Source organism: Kitasatospora sp. NPDC005751 (assembly GCF_040630835.1).
GTDB lineage: Bacteria > Actinomycetota > Actinomycetes > Streptomycetales > Streptomycetaceae > Kitasatospora.
In genome coordinates this window covers 23,803-48,645 of sequence record NZ_JBEXYC010000005.1, presented here as the reverse complement: position 1 = coordinate 48,645, position 24,843 = coordinate 23,803, and the positions used below count along the sequence as shown (strand labels likewise).

Sequence of the window (24,843 nt, the reverse complement as noted above, 5' to 3'; positions counted from 1 at the left end):
GATGGGCGGAACACGATGCGCCGCCACCTGCGGGGCGGTGGCTCCGCCGCTACTTCCGCCTGTGGTTCTGCCCATCCCCGCACACGAAGGTGCCCAGAACCGCCCGCCGTCCGCACGGGCGGGCACGCGGCGGTCAGCGGTGGCGGCTCCCGACCGCACGGCCCGACGCGCGCAGGAGCGTGACCACCGGCGCAGGCGAACGCTCCTCGTGCGACCGAGACGGGTCCGCCCGCACACGAGGCCCCCCGACACCGCCCTCGGCGGCGGCGGCTCCCCGGCCGCACGGCCCGGCCCACCCGGGACCAGGGCCGCCGGCGCGGGCCGGCAGGCCTCGTGCGACCGAGACCACCTGAATCCGCCCGAGACGGACCCGCCGTCAGCGGGCAGCGGTGGCGGCGGCCCGGCGCTCCTCCGCCGCGGCCTCGGCCGTACGGCCGAGCGCCCGCAGGACCGTGGCCATCAGCGTGTGCGAGCGGGCCTCGACACCCGGATCCGCCTGGGTGCGGCCGAGCACCAGGGCCAGCCGGGCCGTGGTCAGGGCGTCGCCGTGGCGGCCGAGCGCGTGGAGGGCCTCGGCCCGGGTGTGAGTGGCCCGGACGGTCTCGGCCGCGTCCGGGTGGGCGGCGAGGATGCGCACGGCCTCGTCCGCGTGGGCGAGAGCCGCTTCGAGGGCGCCGCCGGCCACCTGGGCTCCGGCCAGGTCGTCGAGCGCCCGGGCGAGCAGCCGGTCGTCGGCCAGCGAGCGGGCGCGGGCCACGATGTCCGCCATCAGCGGCACGGCGCGGTCCGGCCTCCCGGCGCCGGCCAGGCCGGCCGCGATCCGGACCCGGCAGTGGTGGCGTTCGACCGGGTCGCCGACCTGGTCGGCGGAGGTGAGCGCCCGGTCCAGGTGGTCGAGGGCGGCCCTGACGTCCCGCCGGTCGACCAGGACCGCGGCGAGGTCGGTGGTCAGCCGGGCCACGGCGGCCGGATCGGCGCAGGCGCGGGCGGCCCGCAGACCGGACTCGACGGTGGTCCACCACCCGGCGCGGCGGTGCCCGGACCCGGCGTAGAGGGCGCCGGCCCGGTGGGCGAGCCGCCAGGCCTCGGCGAACCGGCCGTGCCGTTCGGCGCGCAGCACCAGGCCGCGGACGGCGGGCTCCTCGCGGTCGAACCAGTCGGCGGCCCGGCGGGCGCTCGGCGGCAGGGGGCGGTCCCCGGCGGACGGGCCCACGACCGACGGAGCGACAGCGGACGGGCCGACGGCGGACGGCGGACCGTCGCCCGGCCGGCCGACCCAGGCGGCGGTGGCGTTCAGGTAGTGCTCGATCAGCCGGTCCAGGGCCGCCGCGCGCTGGTCGGCCGGGAGTTCGGCGGCCAGCCGGGCGCTGTGCCGGCGGACCAGCTCCCGCCGGGCGAACAGGCCGGGCGCGCCCTCCTCCACCAGGTGGACGGCGTCGAGCTGGACCAGCAGGCCGCGGGCCGCGGCCGGCGGCACCTCGGCGAGGGCGGCGGCGGCGAGCGGCTCGATGACCGCGCCGGGGTGCAGGCCGAGCAGGGCGAACAGGCGCGCCGCGGCCGGCGCCAGGGTGCGGCAGGTCAGGTCGAGGGCCGCGCCGAAGCCGGGCGGACCGAGGTCGGCGCGGGCCGGGTCGGCGAGCCCCGACGGCTCCTCGGCGAACTCCGCCACCAGGTCCTCCAGGGCCCAGTCCGGGCGGGCGCCCAGCCGGGCCGCGGCGAGGCGCAGGGCGAGCGGCAGGTGGTCGCACCGTTCGGCGAGTTCGGCGGCGGCGAGCGGCTCGGCGGTCACCCGGGCCGGGTCCAGCGCCCGGGCCAGCAGCTCCTGGGACTCGGCCGGGGTCAGGGCGTCGAGCGGGAACGGGGTGGCGCCCTCGTGCACGAGCAGGTCCCGCAGCCGGCTGCGGCTGGTGATGACGGTGACGGGTCCGACCCAGGCCCGGCCGGTCTCGGGTCCGGCCTCGGGCGGCGGATCGGGCAGCAGCGGGGCGAGTTGCTCGTAGGAGCGCGCGTTGTCCAGCACGATCAGCAGCCGGCGGCCCGTCACCAGCTCGCGGAAGCGGCGGGCGCGGCCGTCGAGCGAGGCGGGCAGCGCGCTCCCGGTGACGCCCAGCGCGGTCAGGAAACCGGCCAGCACCTCGGCCGGGTCGCGGGGGCCGCTCTCGTCGAAGCCGCGCAGATCGGCGTGGAGCCGGCCGTCGGGAAAGCGGTCGGTGGCCCGGTGGGCCCAGCTCTGGACCAGGCTGCTCTTCCCGACCCCGGCCGGTCCGGTGACCAGGACGGGGCCGGCCTCCCGGCCGGCGGCGACGGCTGCGTCCAGGCGGTCGAGCTCGGCCGCCCGGCCGACGAACCGCCGGTTGGCGCGGGGCAGTTGTGAGGGGACGAGGTGCGGCGGGCGGGCCGTGGCGACGGGCGGCCGGGGCTCGGCGCGGGGCGTGGCGAGGACGGCCGGCCGGCCCGCGACGCGCTCGCCGGCCAGCCGCAGTTCGGGCCCCGGCGCCGTCGGCAGCTGCGCCGTGACCCGCTCGTACCAGGCCCGCGCCTCGGCCCGGCGCCCGGCCTGGTCCAGGCAGTCGATCAGCCGGACGGCCAGCCGCTGGTGGGTGGGGTGGGCCGCGGCGGTCTCGACCAGCTCGGCGACCAGTTCGGCGCCGCGGTCCAGCCGGCAGAGCCCCTCGGCCAGCCGGTCCAGGGCGCGCAGCCGCAGGTCGGTCAGCCGGGGGGCGGCCTGCTCGCGCAGCAGGGCGGAGCCGCAGTCGGTCAGGGCCGGACCGCGCCAGAGGTCCAGCGCCGCCCGCAGCAGTGGCAGCACCGGGTCGTCCGCCCCGGTGGCGCGGTCCGCCGGGGCGGCGGCGGGGTCCGGCCGGCCGGGGAGCAGCACCCCGGCCCGGTCGCAGAGGCGTTCGAAGCGCAGGGCGTCCACCTGCTCGGGATCCCCGCTCAGGACGTAGCCGGCGCCCCGGGTGGCCAGCTCCAGTCCACCGTCCAGCAGCCGGCGCAGTCCGGCGACGTGCCCCTGCAGCGCGGCACGCGCGGTCGCGGGCGGGTTCCCGTCCCAGACCAGCTCGATCAGCCGGTCGGTGGGCACCACCCGGTCGAGTTCCACGGCCAGCGCGGCGAGCAGTGCACGGCGCTTCGGCGCCGAGGGCGTGGCCGCCGTGCTGCAGTCGTAGCGGACGGTCACGGCACCGAGCAGGTCGATCCGCATACGGCCTCCTCGTCATATGTCAGTGATCGGCATATTGACGGATCCGACCGGGAAATGCCCAATCACGGACCACGGTGTGCCCGAAAGGGCAGGAGCCGGCACCCCGCTCCGGCGTCCACGGCGCGGACGAAATGCCAACCCGGACAAACGGCACGGATACACTGCAGCCCGATATCAGGCTGGACCGCCGTGGGGGGCGACTGTGGGCGACCGCGTGGGCATCCGACTGCTCGGCCCCGTGGAGCTGCGAACCGGGTCCGACGGGTACGTCGCGCTACCCGGACCGCAACGGCGCGCCGTCCTGGCCCTGCTGGCCCTGCGGCTCGGTCGGGTCGTCGCGGTGGAGCGCTTCTTCGAGCTGCTCTGGGGCGAGGATCCACCGGCCCGCGCCAGGGCGGCCCTGCAGGGGCACGTCGCCGCGCTGCGCAAGGTCCTCGCCGCCACCCCCTTCGAGCTGTCCACCCGGGCGCCCGGCTATCTGCTCACCGGCCCGGCCGAGCAGGTCGACGCGCTGCGCTTCGAAGCGCTGTCCGCCCGCGCCGGGGAGCACGCCGACCGGGCCGACCGCGGCGCGGACGCCGAGGCGATCGGGCTGCTGGAACGGGCCATGGGCCTGTGGACCGGCGCCGCCCTGGCCGACCTGCCCGACACCGAACTGCGACAGGCCCTGGCCGGCCGGCTGGAGGAGGCCGGGACGAGGGCGCTGATCGGCTGGGCCCGGCTGCGGCTGCGCCAGGGCTCCGGCGCCGCCGCCGTGGAGGCCCTGGAACAGCGGGTGCGGGCCGACGGGCTGCGCGAGGAGGTGGTGGCCCTGCTGGTCCGCTGCCTCCACCAGGCCGGGCGGCCCGCCGACGCGCTGGCGGTGTACCACCAGGCCCGGGAGCTGCTCGCCCGCGAGCTGGGCATGGTGCCCGGCGCGGAGCTGCAGGCCGCACTGGCCCGGGTGCTGGCCGAGGAGCCGGCCGCCGGGACGGTGCCCGGCCCCGGGCCGGCGGCGCCGCGCGCCCCTGCGAGCACGCGACCGCCGGTGGCCCCTGAGCCGCCCGCGGCCGCCGACCCGCCGGTGGTCCCCGCCCCACCCGTGGCCGGTCCGGCCCCCGCGGCCGCACCCTCCCCGGTCGAGCCCTCGAAGCCCCGTCAGCTCCCCCGCCGGCCCATCGGCTTCGTCGGGCGCGGCCCGGAGTCGCACTGGCTCGACCGCGAGTGCGGTCCGGACCGCACCGGTGACGGACTGGCCGTGGTGGTCGGCCCGGCCGGTGTCGGGAAGAGCGCCACCGTCATCCGCTGGGCGCACCGGACGGCCGCCGGCTTCCCGGACGGCCAGCTCTTCGTCGACCTGCGCGGCTTCGATCCGGCCGGACCGGCCGACCCGGCCGAGGTGCTCGGCCAGTTCCTGCTGGCCCTGGGCGTCCCGGAGGCGGCCATCCCCGAGGACCGGGCGAGCCGCGCCGGCCTCTACCGCGCCCGGACCGGCGACCTCCGCCTGCTCGTCCTGCTGGACAACGCGCACAGCGCCGCCCACGTCGCCGACCTGCTGCCGGCCGGGCCCGACTGCGCCGCCGTGGTCACCAGCCGCACCTCCCTGGAGGACCTGGTGGTCACCGAGGGCGCCGCCATCCTGCGGCTGGAGGCGCTGCCCGAGGGCGACGCGCTGCGGCTGCTCGAACGGAGCCTGGCCCCCGAGCGGGTCCTCGCCGAGGCCGCCGCCGCCGAGCGACTGATCGAACTCTGCGACCACCTGCCGCTCGCCCTGCGGATCGCGAGCTCCCGGCTGGCCGCCCGACCGGACTGGACGATCACCGACCTGGTCGCCGAGCTCTCCGACGAGCGCACCCGGCTGCTCGCCCTGGAGACCGACGGCGCGGTGAGCATCCGCACCACCCTGATGCTCACCCACCGCCACCTCTCCGACCGGGCCGCCACCCTGCTCACCCTGCTGGCCGCGCACCCCGGCCGGGAGGTGGACACCGCCGCCACCGCCGCGCTGCTGGGTACCGACCCGGCCACCGCCCGCGACGCGCTGGGCGAACTGGCCGCCCACCACCTGCTCGGCGAGAGCGCGCCGGGCCGGTACAGCCGCCACGACCTGATCCGGCTGTTCAGCGTCGAACTCCTCGCCGAGCAGCCCCCCGAGCTCCGTCGGCTCGCCGTCGAACGGCTGCTGGACTACTACGTCACGGCCGTCCAGCACTGCGGCGAACACCTCGAACCCGGGCAGGACGGCTACGGCGAACGCGCGCACCCGCCCGCCGCGCTGCCCGCCGCGAGCGACACCCGCGCCGCGCTCGACTGGTTCCGCGCGGAGCAGTCGACGATCCGCGCGCTGGTCGACACCGCCGGCGCGGTCGACCCCGAACGGGCCTGGCGCCTGGCCATGTCGTCGAGCGCGCTGTACTACGGCTCCAGCCGGCTGGCCGACTGGCTGAGCTGCCTGCGGGCGGGCGAGCGCGCCGCCGAACAGTGCGGCGACCGGGTCGCCACCGCGCTGCTGCGGGGCGCCTCGGCGAACGCGCTGCTGGGGCTGGAACGCCGTGAGGAGGGGGCCGAGGCGGCCCGGCGGGCCGTCGCCGACACCACGCCCGCGGACGGCTTCGCGCACATCCGCGCCCTGGCCACCGCGTCGCTCGGCACCGCCCTGCTCGGGGACCCGGTCCGGGCCACCGCACTGGCGGCGGCCGCGGTGGCCCTCGCCGAGGAGTCCGGCTCCGCGCACCGGACCTCCTACGCCCTCGGCTACGCCGCGTCGGCCGCCCTGATGGCGGGCGACCACGACGGCGCGCTGCGCCGGGCCCGCGAGACCAGGGCCCTGCTGCCCGACCACCCGGCCGCGACGATCCACGCCTGGTCGATGCTGACCGAGGCGCACGCCCTGCAGGCCCTCGGCCTCGCCGAGGCCTCCGAACTGGCCTGGGCCCGGCTCCTGGTCACCTGCGAGCAGGCCGGTTTCCTGCACCTGCAGGCCGTCTCGGAGGAGTGCTACGCCGCCTTCCTGCGGACCCAGGGCCGCGAGGAGGAGGCGACCGAGCACCTGAAGGCGGCCGTCGGACTGTACCGGCTGCACCGACATCAGGCCGGCTCCCCGAGCGGCGTGCCCGCCGCGATCGAACGCTCACTGCGGCCCCCGCCGGCCGGGGCGGCGCCTGCCGGCCGGCTCTGAGGCTCCCACGGGCCGCCCCGAACGGCGCCGGCGCCGAGGCCGGCCGGTCCGGTACCGGGACGGCCGGGTGCGGTGATGATCCGAACGCCCGTCAGCCGGTGCAGTCGGCACGGACGGCGCCGGCCGCGTGGTGGGCCTTGTCGGCATCGCCGCCCCAGTCGATGCCCCGGTCGTGGAGCATCACCGCGATCCGGCCGCCGGTCAGCGGGAAGGTACCGGCGCTGGCCCAAGTGCCCCGGGCCGCGGTCTGGTCGACCTTGAACTCGCCGACGGTGCCGCTGCCGGGCGTCGAGCTGTTCTGCACGGTGTAGACGGTGGGCTTGCCACCCACCATCTTGCGGTCGCTGCTGTTCGGGACGTAGACGGAGATCTTGCAACTGCCGGTGGTGACCGGGGCGGTGGTGAAGGTCCACACCACCGAGTTGCCCTTGTCCTTGCCGTCGCCGCTCATCGGCACCGAGTCGTACTTGCCGTTGCAACCCGACCCGGAGTACCCCCCGGCCGAGTTGACCGTCCAGCCGGTGCTGCCGTTCGTCCACTGGCCGTACTGGGCGTAGCCGGTGCCGGAGTTGCCGCAGCCGGTGCCGGCGACGGCGGTGAAGGTGGGCGCGGCGGGCTTCGGCGGGACGGGCGGCTGGGGCACCGGCGGCTGCGGCTTGGGCTGCTGGGGGACCGGCGGCTGCGGTGCGGTACCGCCGCTCCCACCGGTACCCCCGGTGCCGCCGGTGCTCCCGCCGGTGCCCCCGCTGCCACCGGTGCTGCCGCCCGTACCACCGGTACCGCCGCTGCCCGTGCTGCCGGTGGCGCCGCTGCCACCGGTACCGCCGCTGCCGCCCGTCGTCGGCGGCTTGGCACCGGGGGCGGGCCCGGTGGCGGGCCGGGAGAGCAGGTTGGTGCCGGGGGGCGGCGCGGTGTTCGGCGCGGCCCCGTTGCCCGGAGTGGTGCCGGGCACGCCCCCGGGGGCGCCGTCCGCCCCGGGCGTGGTCGGGGCGCCCGCGGCCGGGTCCGGGGGGAGGGTCGGATCGGTGGGCGCGGCCGGGGCGCCGGAGGCGTTCGGATCGGTGGGTGCGTCGATCGGTGCGGGATCGCCGAACTCCGGCCCCTCGGGAAGGGGCAGGTCCGCCTGGCTCAGGCCGACGTTGTCGGCCGTCCCGTCCCTCCCGCTCCGACTCCCGTCGGTGATCAGGAACGGCAGGCCCATCAGCACCACACCGGCGGTGGCGGCGGCGACCATCACCGGCCGCTTCAGCCGGGCCCGGCCGAAGCGGTCCGGGCGCGCGGCCGGCGCGAGGGCGGTCGGCCCCGGCTCAGGGTCGGGCACCGGCGCGAGCACCGGTCCGGGCACGACGGGGGTCGGCGGCAGCGGGGGCTCCGCGGCCGCGACCGGGCCGGTCGACACGGCGGCGACCTGCCCGTACTCGGGCACGACCGGCGGCGGAGCCACGGGCAGCACGGCGGCCGGCGGTACGGCCGCGGCTGCCGGGTCGGGTGCCCCCGCTCCACCGGCCTCCTCGTCCATCTCCCAGGCCACCGAGGGCAGCTGAATGCTCGCCACCCCGCTCTGAGCCCCGTTTCCACTCGTGCTCGTGCCCACCACAGCTCCTCGGCTCCGCATGCCGTCCCTGTCGGCGGAACCGCCCGGCCGACAGGGCCACCGACGCTTCCACTCGGTACCTACGGCCCGGCCGGGCCGTGCGGTTCACCGGTCGTCGGTGGACCGCACGGCCCGGCCGGGCCGTTGAGCGCCGTGCGGCTGTCGTCAGCGATGGTGTCCGACAGGTCCGCACCGCGTCCGGGCCTGACCGGACCAGGCCCCGGTTACCCCCTCGGTGGTGCGGTGGGCGTGCTCCCGCGCGGCACCGCCAGGCGAAGGCGGTCCCACTGCCGGGTGCCGCCGGTGACGACGTCCTCGCCTCCCGGCGACTCCTTCACCGTTGGCACCTACCCGCCTGTGGGCGGCGTAGGTACGCGCACGCAGTCGGAGCTCGGCGGCGAACCGGCTCGTCCCGTCGACCGGGTCGGGCTCGGTCGTGCTGTCCTGCCGTACCAGGGTCGTCTTCCCGACCTTCGCCAAGGCCGTGACCACGCTGCCGTCCGCGCCGTGCGGCTTCGGTTCCAGCGGCTCGCCCCCGGGCATCGCGCGGTGCGCCCGGATGGCGGGTTCGGCCGTCCGGGCGCGTGCGCAGCCGCGTTCCAGCCGCTCGGGGACTTTTCGCTGCGCCCCCTCCACGGCCTGTCGCGCCTGGGCAGTGCCCACGAGGTCCCACGGGCCGACGGTCTCGCCCGGTCCGGGCCGGTCACTGAACCGGTGGCCGGGCGGCGCCCGTATTCCCCGACGATGAGTCTCTCCCGCCTCGGCCTGCCCTCCGGTGACCCGGCCGCGCCCCGCCGCCGGTTCGGCCGCCGGCGTGGCGGGGCCGCCGCGCTGCCCGCCGGGCCGGGCGGCCCGGTAACCGTCTCCCCGGTGCCGGCGGTGGCCGCCGCTCCGGCCGGGGCCGCGCTCGCCCTCCGGTCCGAGCTGCGCCCCGTCGGCCCACACTTCGTCATCGCCCCCTCCACCGCCGGGGACGACGAACTGTCGGCGGCGGTCGCCACCCTGCGCCCGGTGCCCGACAGCATCGTCGTGGTCGCCGCCGCACCCGACTCGGCCGCCGTCCTGCGGGACCGGATGGCCGACCTCGGCGTGATCGCCCGCTCGCGCGGCGCCGCCACGCTGGTACTGGCCGCCTCCGGCCTCGCCGCGCTCGCCCCCAACGGCCGCCGCCCGGCCGAGGTGGTCGCCGACCGGGCCGGCCTGCCGGTGATCGCGCCGGACGGCCTGGTGGAAATCACCCCGGCCGGCAACCTCAAGGTCACCGCGCCCGACGGCGCCGGCGAGGCCGCCTCCTGGTGGCACTGCGCACCCGGCAGCGCACCGCGCCGGGTCCGGGAGACGATCGGCGCCACCGCGCCGGTCGAGCCGCCCTCCACCGCCGTCGCGGTCGTTCCCGCCGGCCCGGCCGGGCACCTGCCGGTCGAGAGCGCCACCGCCGCCCGCCGCCCCCCGGCCGTGCACGTGCTGCGGCTGCCCGCCGGTTTCTGGCTCACCCACCCGTCCGCCCCGCCCCCCGGCCCGATGCCCGGCCTCGGGCTGGCCGCCGCGCCGCCCGGCACCGTGGTGCTGGTCGTCGGCACCCCGGCACGGCCCGTCCTGCTGCCCGAGGACTTCGCGGAGGCCGTGGTCGGCCTGCCGGTGGACACCTCGCGGCTGCTGGTCAGCGCGCCCTGGGCGGCCCCGGACGAACTCGCCGCCCTGACCGGGGCGCTGTCGGCCCGGCTGGCCCGCCCCGTCAGCGCCGCGATCGGCCTCCCGGTGCTCGGCCCGGGCGGCCCCACCTCGCGCATCCTCGACGCCCACGGCCGGGCCCGCTGGGAGCCGTACCTGCTGCGGCTCGCCGCCGCGCCCGGCCAGGGCACCGCCCCCGCCGCCTGGCGCAACGGGGGCGCCTCCTGGCGGACCGACGGGCCTGGTGTCTTCGAGGCGTTCCCCTACTGGGCGTTGGAGGCCGTCCCGGCCGGCCTCTGGCTCCGGCCGGAGCCTCCGCACGTCCTCACCCCGCGCTTCCGCCGGCCCGAGGCGGCCCGCCCGCTGCTGATCGTCGGCGAGCGTGACCGGCCCGTCGAGGCCGACGTCTTCGAGGAGCTGGGCAGCCTGCTCGACCGCCTGCCGTCCTCCGGCTCGGACGGGTTCGGGCTGCTGGTGCACGGGCTGCTGGAGCCGTCCACCGAACGGATCGCCCGGTTCATCGCCCGGATGCACGACCTGGACTGGCTCGGACCGGAGCAGCCCGCCGGTTCCGTGCCGGGCGTGGCGGCGGTGTCGTACGGGATCGGCGGCCTCCCTGCGGCCCGCCCGACGGCCGTGGAGGCCGCGCCACAGTCCGCGCCGGCCGCCGTGGAGGCCGCGCCACGCCCCGTACCTGCCGCCGCGGAGGCCGCGCCACAGCCCGTCCCGGCCGCCGTGGCGCCGCCCCGGGCCGCGGCGCTGTCCGGTCCGCCGGCCGGGCCCTCGGCGTTCGCCGTACCGACCACCACCAGTGGTGGCCCCGGCCTCCCCCCGCCGGTGGCCGCGGCGCCGCGCGGGACCGACCCCCTCGGCACCGCCCGGGCCACCGCCGGCGGGCCTTCGGCGGCGGCGCCGACCGAGGAGCGGAACCCTGCGGAGAGCGCTCCCCTGACCGCCCCGGCCACCGACCCCGTCACCGCCCCGGTCACCGCCTCGTACGCCCACCGGGTGGACACCGTCTCCGAACCCCCGTACGAGCGAACGGACTTCGCCCGGCTGAACGCGGCCGACGTCGACCCGCAGGGCGAGCCCACCACCGCGGACCCGCACGGCGAGCCGGACGAACCGCCGGACAGGCGCCCTTTGGAGCCGGTCGGTCCGGAGTCACTCGACCCGGAGCCGGTCGAAGACCCCCGAGAGCTCACCGACGAGCTCACCGGACTGGAACCGGACGGCGGCCCGGCACGGGCATCGGCCCCGCCGCGCGCCCGTCACCTCCGCCCGGAGGACTTCCCCGTCCCCGTTGCGGTCAGCGGCACCGACGACCGGGACGCCGTCCGGACGCTGCTCGGCGAGCACTACCACCGCTGCTCCGGCCGGATCGACCAGGTCACCACCCGGTTGCCGAGGCTGCGGTCGACCTCCAAGGACGACATCAAGCCCGATCTCGCCGCCGTCCTGCTGCACCACGGCGACACCGGAATCCCGGCGGAACGGGCGGAGTTGATCGCGGCCGCCCGCTCCCGCGACCCGATCCTCGCGCCCTTCCTCCGCTGCCTCGGATCCGGGCTGCGCCGCTTCCCGAGCCACCACGGCGCCGTGCTGCTCTGTGCCCCGCCCGGCCCGGATCCGGCGGCTCTGCTCGCCCACTACGCGGTCGGGCAGGTGGTGACGGAGCCCGCCCCGGTCACCGGCCTGACCGCCAGCGCCGTCGAAATCCCCGGCGCGGCGGTCGAGTTCGTCATCTGGTCGGCCACCGGGCGGCGCACCTCGGCCTTCGGCTCGGGCACCGAGGAGCTGCGGGTGACCTTCGCCCCGGGCACGTCCTTCACCGTGGTGGCCGTCCTGCCCTCCGATGACACCGAGAACGCGGAGGACAACGAGCACGCCGAGGACCCCGGGTACGCCGCCGAACCGTCCGGCCGCCGCCCCGCCCGCGTCCTGCTGCGCGAGTACACCGGAGCCGCCGGCACCGACCCGGACGAACGGGACCGCAGCGCCCTGACCCGCCTCCAGTCGTGGCTGGACCGCAGGGACCGGCTGGGCCCGGCCGAGCGCCGGCGGATCGAGGACCCCGAGCGCTTCCACCTCACCCCGGGGGTCGAGCTTCTGCCTGGTCCCGAAGGTGCGTGAACCCGCCGTCGGACGGCGGCCGTTCACCAAGCGAACCCGCTCGCCCGCCGTTCCCGCGGCCGATCCGGCCGCCCGACCCCGGAGCCTCCATGCCGATCCGGCCCACCCCGCTGCCCCTCGCCCTGACCGCCCTCCTGTTGGCCGGCGCCCTCCCCGTGCTCCCGGCCGCCGCGGCGTCCCCGAGCCCCACCCCGAGCGGCTCGCCCACCACGGCGGTCGCCGACCCCGCCCCGGCGAACCACGGCCGCCCCCACCGCACCACCCTGCCCACAGCCAAGTCACCGACCACGCCGAGTGGTTCGCCATCCGGCTCCGCCTCCGGCTCGCCGTCCGGCAAGCCCACCACGACCGGGGCCGGCGACCTCACCGACCCGCATCTCAAGGACATCGCCCAGCAGTTCGTCTCCAGCGCCGAGAACTCCTCCCTCGACTGGAAGGCGCAGTTCGCCTACATCGAGGACATCAAGGACGGCCGCGGCTACACCGCGGGCATCGTCGGCTTCTGCTCCGGCACCGGCGACATGGTCGAACTGGTGCGTCACTACCGCGAGTTGAAGGCGGACAACGCCCTGGCCAAGTACCTCCCCGCACTGGAGAAGCTGGACGGCTCCGCCTCGCACAGCGGCCTCGACCCCGACTTCGCCTCGGACTGGAAGAAGGCGGCCCAGGACCCGGTCTTCCGCAAGGCCCAGGAGGACGAGCGCGACCGCGTCTACTTCACCCCGGCCGTCACCCAGGCCAAGTCCGACGGACTGCACGCGCTCGGCCAACTCGCCTACTACGACGCCATCGTGATGCACGGCCCCGGCAACAGCGCGGACAGCTTCGGCGGGATCCGCGCGGCGGCTCTCAAGAAGGCCAAGCCCCCGGCGCAGGGCGGCGACGAGAAGGCCTACCTCTCCGCGTTCCTGGACGCCCGCGCCGCCGCCATGCGCACCGAGGCGGCCCACTCCGACACCTCCCGCGTCGACACCGCCCAGCGCCTCTTCCTCCAGGCCGGGAACCTCGACCTGCACACCCCGCTGAGCTGGAAGGTCTACGGCGAGTCCTTCCACATCGACAAGTAGCCCACCGGGCGACGGACGAGCGGCGGGCCGCCCGCGGAGGCGGGCCGCCGCTTTCGGTGATCCTGATCACAAAGCCGTTTCCCCGGACCCTGTTCGCCCATTCATCACCGCATGACAACCATTCCCGGCAGTCGCACCGTCACCACGGACGACCGAAGCGCCACCCGGGCACCGGACTACCCTGCACCGGCCGCCGTCGCCGCTTCCACCGCCGTCGCCGTTACCACCAGCGTCACCGTTACCACCGCCACCGCCACCACTGCCACTGCCACCACCGCCGAGCTCACCCGGCTGCTCTACGGCCCCGACCACGAGCGGGTCCACGGCCCGTGGCGGCGGTTGCTCGCCGACCCCCGGATGCGGACCGACCCCGGCGCCGCCACCGGGGACCGGATCGCCGCCAGCTACCGGCGGTTACGGCAGGTCAACCGGATGACCGATGCCACCGCACTGGCCACCGACCCGCGCGCGCTGGCCGCCCTGCACGAGTGGCTGGGCCCGCTGGACGGCGCGCTGGTCGTCGTCGCCGGCATCCACTACAACCTCTTCCTCGGCAGCCTGCTCGACCACGACCCGCACGAGAAGCGGCCGTTGGACCCGTACCTCGCGATGGAACGGATCGGCACCTTCCTCTGCACCGAGCTCGGCCACGGCAACGACGCCACCGCGCTGCGGACCACCGCCGTCTACGACCGCACCGACCGCACCTTCACCCTGCACACGCCCGACGCGGGCGCGCAGAAGTTCATGCCGAACACCGGCCCGGCCGGCGGGCCGAAGTCCGCCGTGGTCGCCGCCCGCCTCCTGGTCGACGGCCGGGACCACGGGATCTTCCTCTTCCTCACCCCGCTCACCGACGAGGTCGGCCCGCTGCCCGGCGTCACCGTCCGCCCGCTGCCCCAGCGCCCCGGCAACCCGGTCGACCACTGCCTGACCTCCTTCGACGAGGTCGTCCTGCCCCACGAGGCGCTGCTGACCGGCGAACACGGCCGACTCGGGCCCGACGCCGGGTTCACCAGCTCCCTCGGCAGCAGGCGGAAACGGTTCCTCACCAGCATCGGCCGGGTCACCGCCGGCAAGCTCTGCATGAGCGCGGCGGCGGTCGGCTGTGCCCGCGCGGTGCTGACCGTGGCCGTCCGCTACGCCCACCACCGCGAGGTGACCGGGGCCCGCGCGGACCGCCGCATCCCGGTCTGGGCCCACCGCAGCCACCACGGCCCGCTGCTGGAGGCGGCCGCCACCACCTACGCGATGACCGCCCTGCACCGGGCCGCGGTCGAGCGCTGGACCGGCCGGGACGACACCGACCCGGGCGAGGTCGCCGCTGCCGAGCGGCTGGCCGCCGTCACCAAGGGCTGGACCACCTGGCAGGCCCGCAACCTGATCATCGAGTGCCGCGAACGCTGTGGCGCCCAGGGACTGCTCCCGGTCAACGGGATCTCCCCGCTCGCCATGGACATCGAGGGCACCATCACCGCCGAGGGCGACAATCTCGCGCTCTGGGCCAAGGCCGGCGCCGAGCTCCTGCTGGCCGAGTCCGCGCCGCCCGGGGCCGTCCCCGAAGGCGGCCCCGACGACCCGGCCGTGCTCCAGTCCCTGCTGCACTCGGCGGAGCACCTGCACCTGAGCCGGGCCCGCGTCCTGCTGCGGCAGGCGCCGTCCGGGGACGGCCTGCGCCGCTGGAACACCGCCTCACCCGCCGCGCTGGCCGCCGTCACCGCCCACGCCGAACGCTCCGCCGGCGCCGCCCTGCTGGCCCTCGCCGAGCAGGCCGCCGAGCCGCGGGCCCGCAGCCTGCTGCTCGACCTGTACCGGCTCTTCGCGCTGCGCCGGGTCAGCACGGAGAGTGGACCTCTGCTGAGCGAGGGGTTTCTGACGGATCATCACGTGCGGCTGCTCCCCGACCTGATCGAACAGGTCATCGGCCGACTGGCGGACCGGGGCCGACAGTTGGTGGACGCCTTCGACCTGCCGGAGGAGTTCCTCGCCGGCCTCCCGATCGCCGGCCCCGACTACCAGCGCGCCTTCGACCACCCTGAGGCACATTGGAACGCCACCGAGCCTGCTGTTCGACCGATCTGACCGGCCGACAGGCCTCCGGGGTTCCCCCGCACCGGGGCCCGCCGGTCCGCCCCCACGGCGGACCGGCGGGACCGTCCACGGTCACTCCGGGTCGTGCTCAGCCGCGTGCGGAGTTCACCACGGCCGGGGCGGCCGCGGCCGCCCGGTGCCGGCCTCACCGACGACCGCCTCCTGCCCGGAGACCTCGGCAGCCCGCTCGGCGTGCACGCCGTGGTCGGCCGGGCCGGCCTGCGTCGTCCACCGGGGGGTGGTGGCCGCCCCGCCCCGGCTCCCGGTCGGTACGCCCCGCACGGCCTCGTGCCCGAGCGGCACCGCCGGGGAGGCCTGCTGGGCCGCCGGCCGGCCCGTGTCACCGCGCCACACCGCTCCCCGGGCGGCCTCGTACCCGGCGGGCATCCCCGGCCGAACCGGTTCCGCCACCTCGGCGTCCCACACCGCGGGCGCCTCCCACTCCGCCGACGACTCCCACACCGCCGGCACCGCCCGCTCCACCGGAACCGCCCGCTCGGCAGGCACCGCCCGCTCGGCGGGCTGCCCCGGCCTCAGGTTGCGCATCGCCTTCTGCGGACCGGTCGCCCCGCTGACGGGCTCGCGCCCCGCCAACACCTCCTGGAGGGCGACCGGTTCGACCGACGCCTTCTCGTCCGCCCGCCAACGGGCCGGCACGGCCCGGGTCGCCGCCTGTCCCAGCACGTGCCCCAGCACCTGCCCCTGACCGCTCTTCCGGCGGATCGCGGGGACCTCCCCGGGACCGAGCTCGGACAGCGGAACCGGGACGCGCTCCCAGCCTTCCGGCACGGGCGGGAGCGACTGCCACGGGTCGTACGCCACGGCGGGCTCCCCGCCGGCAGCCGCCTGAGCCGCGACCCGCCCGGAAGGAGCCGCCGGACCTCGCCCCCACCCGGCCGACGCCGTGCCGACGCCCTCCTGCCCGGCGCCGTGCCCGGCGCCGTGCCCGGCGCCGTGCCCACGGCCCTGCTCGACCCCGTGCCCGCCACCCCGCTCGCTGCCCTGCCCGCTGCCGCGCCCGTCCTCACTCGCGGTCCGGTACCCCACCCGGTCGGTCCCCGCGAGCGTGGGCGTGCCCGGATAGGGGTCCGCGGAGGTGCGGACCACCGGGGTCGCCGCCGGGATCGGCGCCGAAGCCGGCTCCTCCTGCGGCGCCGCCGCGTCCAGGCAGACCAGCCGCAGCGTGAAGTTGCGCTCGGTCGGGTCGCCGTCGACCCAGTCCACGTCCTTGCTCCGCACCACCCGGGACCGCCGGCCGCCGTCCGACGCCTGCAACGGCCCGGGCAGCACCCGGACGTTGGGCCGCCACCCGAGGCCGGGGGCGTAGTGCTCCAGGTGCAGCTCCCACTCCTGCGCCGGGACCTCCAGCGACGCCCCCACCCGGCCCGGCAGCACCACCGCGCCGTACGGGGTGCGCACCACCGCCCGCTGGTCGAAGGCGGCGTCCTTGCCGATCACCGTGATCCGCCATGCTCCGTCCATCCGCAGCACGGGTGTCCTCCCCAGGTCGGTGGGTGCGGGACCGGCCGACCCCGCACCTCGCTCGACGGCTCGCCGGACGCCGGTGGTTCACCGCACGAGGCCGGGCCCCCGCACGTCCACCGGACGACGCCGGGGGCCCACCGGACAGCGCCGGGCGTCCGCGGCTTCACCGGGGCGCGACTGCGACGCCCGGGGGTTCAGGGCCGCCGCGGCCGACCGGCCCTCAGGCGGTGCGTCGGCGGTGCTGGAGCCGGGCCGCGACCAGGACGCCGCCGCCGAGCAGCAGGGCGCCGCCGCCGACGCCCGCGATCAGCGCCGAACCGCCACCGCCACCGGTGTGCGCGAGGTCCGTACCGACGGGCACCGCCGTGACGGACGGCGAGGCCGAGGGGCTCGGGGAGGCGGCGGGCGAGGACGACTGGGACGCCGTGGGCGTCGGACGGTCGGACGGCTTGGTACTGGGCGGCGGCGTGACCGGCCGGCTCGGCGTCCCGCTGGGCGTCGGGCTCGCCAACCCGCTGGGCGTCCGGCTCGGGGTCGGCGTCACCGAGCCCGTCGGCGTGGGCGTGGCCGTGCGGCTCGGGGTCGTGCTGGGAGCCGGGGTGGTCGGCGCGGGGGTGGTGGGCGTGGCCGTCGGCGTGGGCGTGGTGGTCGGCGTCGGCGTCGGCGTCGGCGTGACGCAGAGCGGCACGTCCGCGATCCGCTTCTCCACCTGGGTGTCGGCCAGGCGGTAGCGCCAGGTGTCCCCCTGACCGGTGTAGCCGACGGTGACCTTCACCGACCCGTGGGCGGCCACCGTGCCGTGGTACTTCTCGTCGCTGCCGACCCGGGTCAGCGTGTACTCGCCGGCGGCGCGGTAGTTGTTGCCCAGGACCAGCTCGACGTGGGCCGCGTCGGTGCGGCAACCGACGCTCAGCGAGGCGTCGGCCGGCTGCCAGGCCATCGCCGTCCCCGAACCCGCGGCGGCGAGGGCCGCGACGGCGCTTCCGGTCACCAGGGCCGCTCGAACGTGCTTCATCACTGCTCTCCTTCGGGTCCCGCAGGACCTGTCGCCCTGGGCCGGCGGCCGCACGGCCCCCTGTCGTCTACGGCGGCACGGCGGGCTCCGGTTCACCGCCCTGAGGTGGATCCGGGAGCCGCCGGGAAGCCCGGACAGGCCGCTGAACTGCGGCGCGTCGGCGATCCGTAGAGCGGAGTGGACCGTGTGACCGCAGCCCGCGCCAGGAGGAGAACAATGACCGCCGGCCCCGACACCGCGTACCGCCCCGCACCGGCGGCGGCGCTCGACGCCTTCGGCACCGTCCTGCTGCCGCGGCTCGCCCCCGCCCCCTGCCCCGCCACCGCGTCGCCGGCCCCGCTGCCCGTCGCACACCCCGCGCCGCGGCCCACGCTCCCGCCGCCCGCAGCGCGGTTCGCTCCCCCGCGACCCACGGTGCCCCCGCCCGTGCCGCAGTTCGCTCCCCCGCAGCCCAGCCTGCCCCCGCCCGCCCCGCGCCCCCTTCCGGAGCAGCGCCGCAGCGTGCTGGCCGTGCTGCGCACCGGGGAGCGCCGTGGCCGCGAGCAGCTGCGGCTCATCCGCTCGCCGCTGCACGGCAGTTGCCGGATCGCCGTGATCAGCGCCACCGGCAACGTCGGCAAGACCTCGCTGGTGCGCGCCCTGGGAGCGATGCTCGCCACCGAACGCGGCGAGCCGGTGGCCGCGGTCGACGCGGGGGCGCCGTACCCGAACTCGCCGGTCCGGCCGGCCGGTCCGCCGGCCCGGGTGGGCATCACCGAGCTCGCGGCGGCGCTGCGCGGCGGCGGCCCGGCGGCCGTCGACCCACGGCCGTACCTCTCCCCGACCCCGAGCGGGCTGGCCGTCCTGGCCGGCCCGGTGTACCCCGCGGTGGGCCGACCGCTCGACGAGGGCGACTACCGCGCCGTCCTGGCGGCGCTCGCCGAGCGGTACCCGCTCACGCTGACCGACGCGGGCGCGGGGCTGCTCGACGGCCCGATGCGCGGCGTGCTCGACCTGGCCGACCAGCTGGTCCTCGTCACCACGCCGAGCGTGGACGGCGCGGGCCGTGCCACCGCGACCCTCGACCTGCTGCACGCCCACGGGTACGGGGAGCTGGCCGAACGCTCCGTCACCGCGATCTCGGCGGTCCCCGGCGCCGGGCGTCCGGTCCACCCGGCGGATCTGCGGGCGTACTTCGGCACCCGCTGCCGGGGCGTGGTGGAGGTGCCGTTCGACGAGCACCTCGCCGCTGCCGCGGAGTCCGAGCCGGGTCGGCTCGGCCACCGTACCCGCCGGGCGGTCCGCGAGCTGGCCGCGCTGATCGGCGACGAGCTGTGGCGGGCGGGCCGACCCACGGGCTGGTGAGCCCACCGGCGGCCGATCCACACCTCGCCGCCCCGGCCCGCCGACCGACACACCACGCCGCCTCCGGTCGCTCACCGGCCGACCCGACAGCGGCCGCCACCCCCGCCTGCCCCCGAACGCCCGCTCCCCCCACCTGCCCCCGGCCGCCGCTCCCACCTGCCCCCGAACGCCCGCTCCCCCCACCTGCCCCCGGCCGCCGCTCCCACCTGCCCCCGAACGCCCGCTCCCCCCACCTGCCCCCGGCTGCCCCTCCCACCTGCCCCCGAACGCCCGCTCCCCCGCCGGAGCTGCCCGAAAGACCCGCCCGATCGGGCAGAAGACCGTGCCCCGACGTGCATACCTGGTATGCCCGGCCACTCCCCTGCCGGACGCCTGCCGACCGGCGGCCGGCCCGGGCGGCACCCCGCCACCAGCGGCCTGACCGCCCGCTCGGGCCGCCGTACCCGGCCCCGACCAGCCGCGACGCCCGGAGCCTGCGGACCCCGCCGACGCCCGACGGCCCGCCCCACCGGCCGTGGACATGGCACGAGCGCGTCAGGTAGACCTGTCCACCCGGCCTCCCCGGAGGCCGCCGGCGCCCGCAACCACCTGATCGCCCGTCGGTGAACTCCTCACGAACGGCGGTCGTACGCCGGGCGCCGGAGCGCCGTTCGCGCCGCCGGTGGCGGCCGGAGCCGGGATGCTTCGCCGACGTACCCCCGTCCGCCGGGCGGCCCGGACCGCTCGTCGGGCGTGGCTAGACTGCGGCCGAGATGTGGACGGAAAGCTGAGACGATCCGCTTCTACCTGGGGGGATCCGTGTTCATTCGACTGCTGGGGCCGGTGGAACTGCGGGCCGCCGACGGTCGCGCCGTCGAACCGGCCGGCCCCAAGCGGTGCGCCGTCCTGGCCCTGCTGGCGCTCGAACTCGGCCGCACCGTCCCGGTCGAGCGGCTCTTCGAGCTGCTCTGGGGCGAGGCCCCGCCCGCCCGGGCCCGGGCCGCCGTACAGGGGCACATCGCCGCGCTGCGCAAGCAGATCGCCGACTCCCCCTTCACCCTGCTGACCCGCGCACCCGGCTACCGCCTCGACGGCCCGGCCGAGCTGGTGGACGCGCTGCTCTTCGAGCGGCTCACCGCGCTGGCCGCCGGGGAGTGCGCCCCCGGGGGCGACGAGGCCGCCGTCAAGCTGCTGCGCGAGGCCCTGGACCTCTGGCACGGCGGCACGGCCCTGGCCAACCTGCCCGAGACCGGTCTGCGGCACGCCGTCGCCGACCGGCTCGACCGGCGCCGCACCCGCGCGCTGGAGTGCTGGGCCGAGCGCCTGCTGCGGCTCGGCCGGGGCGCCGACGCCGTCACCGACCTCGACCGCGCCGCCGAGGCCGACGGCCTCCACGAGCCGCTGGCCGCCCTGCTGGTCCGCTGCCTCCACCAGGCGGGCCGCTTCGCCGACGCGCTCACCGCCTACCACCGCACCCGGCGCCGGCTCGCCGAGGAGCTGGGCCTCGCGCCGGGCCGCGCCCTGCAGTCGGCCGTGGACGACATGCTCACCGCCGACCCGGAGCCGACCCCTGCCGCACCCGCTGCCCCCACCTCGCCGCCCGTGCCGGTCGACCCGGTCGACCCGCCGGCCCCCCGCCCGACCGTGAACCAGCTCCCCCGCGCGGCAGCACGGTTCGTCGGTCGCGCGGCCGAACAGCGCTGGCTGGACGCCGAGTGCGCCGGACCGCACGGCGGCGGCAGCCTCGCCGTCGTGACCGGCCCGGCCGGCGCGGGCAAGACCGCGACCGTGGTCCAGTGGGCGCACGCCGCGGCCGGCGCCTTCCCCGACGGCCTGCTCTTCGCCGACCTGAACGGCTTCGGCCCGGGCCACCGCACCGGTCCGGTCGAGGTGCTGGGCAGGTTCCTCCGCGCTCTCGGCGTCGAGGAGCGCGAGCTGCCGGAGGACCGCTACGCCCGGGCCGCGCTCTACCGGGCGCTGACCGGCCGGCGCCGGCTGCTGGTCGTCCTGGACAACGCCGGTGACGCCGAGGACCTCGCGGACCTGCTGCCGGCCGGGCCCGACTGCGCCACCGTGATCACCAGCCGCAGCTCCCTGGAGGACGTGGTGGTCACCGAGGGGGCCGCCCTGCTGCGGCTCGGCGCGCTGCCGGCCGAGGACGCGCTGGGCCTGCTGGAGCACCTGCTGACCCCGGCCCGGGTCCGGGCCGAGCCGGAGGCCTCGGCCAAGGTCGCCGAGCTCTGCGACCGCCTGCCGCTCGCGCTGCGGATCGCCGCGGCCCGGCTGGCCGCCCAGCCGGGCTGGGCGATCGCCGACCTCGTGCCCGAACTCGCCGACGAGCGCACCCGCCTGCAGACCCTGGACACCCAGGGCGCGATCAGCGTGCGCAGCGCGCTGGGCCTGACGGTCCGCCGGCTCTCGGCCACCGCCGTCCACCTGCTCGCCCTGCTGGCCGCGCACCCGGGCCCGGAGACCGACGCCCACGCGGCCGCCGCCCTGCTGGCCACCGACACCGCCGAGGCCCGGCGGGCACTCGGCTCGCTGGCCGCCCACCACCTGCTCACCGAGGACACCCCGGGCCGCTACCGCCGGCACGACCTGATCCGCCTCTACGGCGCCGAACTCCTCGACGAGCGGCCGGCGTCGGAGCGCGCCGGCGCCACCCTGGCACTGGTGGACCACTTCCTGGCGGCCGCCGCGCACGGCGCGGGGCTGCTCCAGCCCGGCCTCGACCCGTTCGGTCCGCCGCCGCTGCCCGGTCCGGCCCGGCCGCGGCTGCCCGACGTGCGCGCCGCGCTGGACTGGTTCCGCGCCGAGGAACCCACCATCCGCGGCCTGGTCACCTCGGCGGCCGACCTCGGCGACCACCGGCGCGCCTGGCGGCTGGCCTACCTGGCCAACTGCCTCTACTACGGCGCCGGCCGCCGGACGGACCGGCTGGCCTGCCTGCGCGCGGGGCTGGAGTCGGCCGTGCTGACCGGCGATCCGGCCGCCGTCGCCTCGATGGAGGCCTCGACGGCCCGCGCGCTGAGCGGCCTCGGGCGGGCCGAGGAGGCCCACCGGCTGGCCCTGCGAGCGGTCACCCGCACCGCGGACGCCGGGGGCGACGTCCATGTGCACGCCCTCACCGTGCTGGCGGTGGCCAGCGCGGCCCGCGGCGAGCACGCCGAGGCCGTCCGGCTGGGCGAGCGGGCGATCGCCCTGGCCGGCGCGCACGGCCTCGCGGAGCACGCGCCCTTCGCGTTCAGCAACACCGCCGCCCTGCACGGCTTCGCCGGGGACGCCGGGCAGGCCCTGCGCCGGGCCCGGGAGGCCCGGGCGCTGCTCGCGGAGCACCCGCAGGCGACGTACCACCTGTCCGCCATGGTCAACGAGGCGCACGCGCTCCAGCAGCTCCGCCGCCCGGCCGAGGCCGGACGGGCCTGGCGGGAGACCATGGAACGCTGTCGCGCCGCCGGCGCCGTCCATCTGGAGGCGGTGGCGGAGCGCCACTACGCCGACTTCCTGCTGGACGCCGACCGTCCGGTGGAGGCCGCCTCGCACCTGCGGTCCGCGCACTGCCTGTACGAGCGGCTCGGGGACGCCGGCGTCGCCCGGCAGCTGGAGCGCCGGCTGGCCACGCTGGCCGGCGCGGTCACCGTGGCGCCGTCCGCCCGGCGGGCGTTACCGGCCGCGTCCGGCGCCTGCCGGAGCCGGCCACCCGACCGCGGCAGCCCGTGCGGGGAGGTCCCGCGCCACCCGGAGACCGGGGTGCGCCGGAGCACGGTGACGGTCCGGCGGGCCTGCCGGTCCGGCGACCACCACCGGGCCGCCGCCCGGCCGGGCCGGCTCTAGGACGGCCCGGTCGAGGACGGCCCGGCGTCCCCGGCCAGCTCGGCGATCAGCTCCTGCACGCCGTCCTCGCCGAACCGGTGCAGCAGCATCGCCACCCACTCCACCACCTCGGCCCGCTCCAGCGGCGCCCACCCGGGCGCGGACGGGTGCTCGTCGACCACCAGCGCCTCGGCGACCAGGCGCAGCCCGTCCGGCACCGGCAGCAGCCGTGAGCCGTCCAGTCCGCGCAGGGCGAGCCGCCGGGCCGCCGCCGCGACCTCCGCGCCGCCGGCCGGCGGCGCCGGTAGTCCGTGGCCGCACCCCGCTTCGCCCGTCGGCGCCTCCTCCCGGGGCTCCGCGGCCAACCAGGAGGCGATCAGCTCCCGGATCTCCGGCTCGTCCGCCATCTCCACCATGCCAGCAAGCATGCCAGCGCCTCGCTCGGTCATCATCACCGTCATGTGAACGAGAACGGCTGCCACCCCGTGCAGCGTTCAACTACGTCCGCGACCTGCGCCGGGACCACCTCGCCCGCCCCCGGCGCCGTGGCGGACCGACCGTCGGCCACCCGGCCCGGGCGGCAGTGCTCCGTACACACCCCGTCACCCGCCCGGGTCGTTCCGCGCGCCCCGGCGGGAGCGCCACTACGCGCCGACCGTTCCGTCGATCGCCTCGCGCAGGAAGTCGGCGTGCCCGTTGTGCCGGGCGTACTCGTGGATCAGGTGCAGCATCACCAGCCGCAGCGACACGTCCGCGCCCCACTTCGGCATGTAGCCCGTGACGTCCAGCGACTCCGCCTCCCGCTCGATCCGCCGGGCGTGCTCGACCTCCGCCGTCCAGGCCGCGAACGCCTCGCCGCGGTCGGCGGCGGCCGCGTCGTACGCCACCTGGAAGTCGCCCTCCGGGGACCAGACGAGCGGGACGTCCTCCCGGCCGATCACCCGGCGGAACCACGTCCGCTCCACCTCGGCCATGTGCCGCACCAGCCCGAGCAGGCTCAGCGTGGACGGCGGGCTCGACAGCTGCTTCAACTGCTCCTCGGTCAGCCCCTCGCACTTCATCGCCAGGGTCGCCCGGTGGTAGTCCAGGAACGCGCGCAGCATCTCGCGCTCGCCCCCGGTCAGCGGCGGAGCGACCCGTGCGTCGGTCGTCCCGGTGGTCGTGGTCGTCGTGGTCGTCTCGGTCGTCTCGGTCATCTCGGTCTCCCGGTCGGGTGGGTGCGGGCACCCCGGCCGGGCACCGCTCCCATCCCAGGCCCATCCCGGCCCCGCTGTCCACCCGATATTCCCGTCCGCCCCGCACCGCGGGCCCGGCCCCGTCAACACGCCGTCACTCGCCGTACCTCCCAGGCCTCATTCGTCACGGTCCGCGTTCGGACGCCGACCGGTTTGGGTACGTACCTCGGCGCGCCCGAGGTCCGGGCGCCCGCCTCACGAGGAAGCCGAGCAGCGATGGACCACAACCGCATTCCCGCGACCGTCCGACGGACGTACGGCGTCGACGACCTGAGTCAGGCCCCCAGCTTCGCGGGCGGATTCATCAACTTCGGCGACTGGAGCGGCATCGACACCGACGCGCCCACCCCGGAGGACCGCATCCGCAGTCAGGAGGAGCTGTACCGCCGGGTGCTGCGCGCGTTCCCGGCCCCCACCGAGCGGCTGCGGCTGGCCGAGGTGGGCTGCGGCCGGGGCCTCGGCGCGGCCCTCGCGCTCTGCGAGTTCCGCTTCGCCGCGGTGACGGGCGTCGACATCCACCCGGACCAGGTCGAGCGCGCCCGCGCGGTCAACGCCCGCGCGCTGGCGACGTTCCCGGACCGCCTCGCCTACAGCCTGGGCGCGGCGGACGACCTGCCCTTCCCGGACGCCGCCCTGGACGGCCTCTACTCCGTGGAGGCGGCCCAGCACTTCCGTGAACTGACCGGCTTCGCCCGCGAGTCGGCCCGGGTGCTGCGCCCCGGCGGCCGGCTGGCCGTGACGACCTTCTTCAGCTCCGGCCCGGAGGTCGCCGAGCGGCTCAGCATCCTGCTCGGCAGCTTCGCCGAGGGCCTGGACGTCGCCCACCCGCTCGCCGCCTTCACCGACGACCTCACCGCCGCCGGCTTCAGCGAGGTCACCGCCGAGTCGATCGGCACCGCCGTCTGGCCCGGTCTGGACCGCTACCTGAAGGACACCGTGCCGCCCGGCCACTGGGCCCGCAACTTCCTCGCCGCCTGGCAGAGCGGCCTGCTCGACTACCACCTCGTCACCGCCACCCGCGTCTGACCGCACCGCACCGGGCGGCGCCCCCGGC

General features: G+C 77.5%; 13 protein-coding genes. 7 read left to right on the top strand and 6 right to left on the bottom strand.

Annotation, left to right across the window (positions count from 1 at the left end):
• Window positions 1–376 precede the first annotated feature (376 nt).
• Entirely contained in the window at window positions 377–3,205 is a 2,829-nt protein-coding gene (locus tag ABZ497_RS07595) for a BTAD domain-containing putative transcriptional regulator (RefSeq protein ID WP_359803903.1), read from the bottom strand.
• Between the two features lie 238 nt (window positions 3,206–3,443).
• Here ABZ497_RS07595 and ABZ497_RS07590 point away from each other — a divergent pair, with 238 nt between their 5' ends.
• A complete protein-coding gene (locus ABZ497_RS07590; RefSeq protein ID WP_359803902.1) occupies window positions 3,444–6,362 on the top strand; it encodes a BTAD domain-containing putative transcriptional regulator in 2,919 nt (972 codons plus the stop codon).
• A 91-nt stretch (window positions 6,363–6,453) separates the two neighbouring features.
• On the opposite strand, the gene ABZ497_RS07585 is transcribed toward ABZ497_RS07590, so the two are convergent.
• On the bottom strand, window positions 6,454–7,917 hold the full coding sequence (locus tag ABZ497_RS07585) for a hypothetical protein (protein ID WP_359803901.1): 1,464 nt from the start codon (window positions 7,915–7,917) through the stop codon (window positions 6,454–6,456).
• A 783-nt stretch (window positions 7,918–8,700) separates the two neighbouring features.
• On the opposite strand from ABZ497_RS07585, the gene ABZ497_RS07580 reads away from it, so the two are divergent.
• The 3 genes from ABZ497_RS07580 to ABZ497_RS07570 all read left to right on the top strand — a co-directional run bounded on the left by ABZ497_RS07580 (window position 8,701) and on the right by ABZ497_RS07570 (window position 14,909).
• On the top strand, window positions 8,701–11,760 hold the full coding sequence (locus tag ABZ497_RS07580; RefSeq protein ID WP_359803900.1) for a hypothetical protein: 3,060 nt from the start codon (window positions 8,701–8,703) through the stop codon (window positions 11,758–11,760).
• An 89-nt stretch (window positions 11,761–11,849) separates the two neighbouring features.
• Entirely contained in the window at window positions 11,850–12,827 is a 978-nt protein-coding gene (locus tag ABZ497_RS07575; RefSeq protein ID WP_359803899.1) for a chitosanase, read from the top strand.
• A gap of 111 nt (window positions 12,828–12,938) precedes the next feature.
• On the top strand, window positions 12,939–14,909 hold the full coding sequence (locus ABZ497_RS07570; RefSeq protein WP_359803898.1) for an acyl-CoA dehydrogenase: 1,971 nt from the start codon (window positions 12,939–12,941) through the stop codon (window positions 14,907–14,909).
• Between the two features lie 114 nt (window positions 14,910–15,023).
• On the opposite strand, the gene ABZ497_RS07565 is transcribed toward ABZ497_RS07570, so the two are convergent.
• The gene (locus ABZ497_RS07565) at window positions 15,024–16,409 is read right to left on the bottom strand and encodes a hypothetical protein (RefSeq protein WP_359803897.1); all 1,386 of its coding nucleotides are present in this window, start codon (window positions 16,407–16,409) and stop codon (window positions 15,024–15,026) included.
• 214 nt (window positions 16,410–16,623) lie between these two features.
• Entirely contained in the window at window positions 16,624–17,418 is a 795-nt protein-coding gene (locus ABZ497_RS07560; protein WP_359803896.1) for a hypothetical protein, read from the bottom strand.
• A 216-nt stretch (window positions 17,419–17,634) separates the two neighbouring features.
• On the opposite strand from ABZ497_RS07560, the gene ABZ497_RS07555 reads away from it, so the two are divergent.
• The gene (locus ABZ497_RS07555; protein ID WP_359803895.1) at window positions 17,635–18,762 is read left to right on the top strand and encodes a MinD/ParA family protein; all 1,128 of its coding nucleotides are present in this window, start codon (window positions 17,635–17,637) and stop codon (window positions 18,760–18,762) included.
• A gap of 798 nt (window positions 18,763–19,560) precedes the next feature.
• Complete coding sequence (locus tag ABZ497_RS07550; protein WP_359803894.1) at window positions 19,561–22,575, top strand: AfsR/SARP family transcriptional regulator; 3,015 nt, start codon at window positions 19,561–19,563, stop codon at window positions 22,573–22,575.
• Here the strand turns inward: ABZ497_RS07550 and ABZ497_RS07545 are convergent.
• Both ABZ497_RS07545 and ABZ497_RS07540 read right to left on the bottom strand, forming a co-directional pair.
• Window positions 22,572–22,970: a hypothetical protein gene (locus ABZ497_RS07545; RefSeq protein WP_359803893.1), complete on the bottom strand. Its 399-nt coding sequence runs from the start codon at window positions 22,968–22,970 to the stop codon at window positions 22,572–22,574. The two genes, ABZ497_RS07550 and ABZ497_RS07545, sit on opposite strands and share 4 nt — an antisense overlap.
• 228 nt (window positions 22,971–23,198) lie before the next feature.
• Complete coding sequence (locus ABZ497_RS07540) at window positions 23,199–23,657, bottom strand: DinB family protein (protein WP_329492032.1); 459 nt, start codon at window positions 23,655–23,657, stop codon at window positions 23,199–23,201.
• 348 nt (window positions 23,658–24,005) lie between these two features.
• Between ABZ497_RS07540 and ABZ497_RS07535 the strand changes: the two genes are divergently transcribed.
• The gene (locus ABZ497_RS07535; protein ID WP_359803892.1) at window positions 24,006–24,815 is read left to right on the top strand and encodes a class I SAM-dependent methyltransferase; all 810 of its coding nucleotides are present in this window, start codon (window positions 24,006–24,008) and stop codon (window positions 24,813–24,815) included.
• Window positions 24,816–24,843 lie beyond the last annotated feature (28 nt).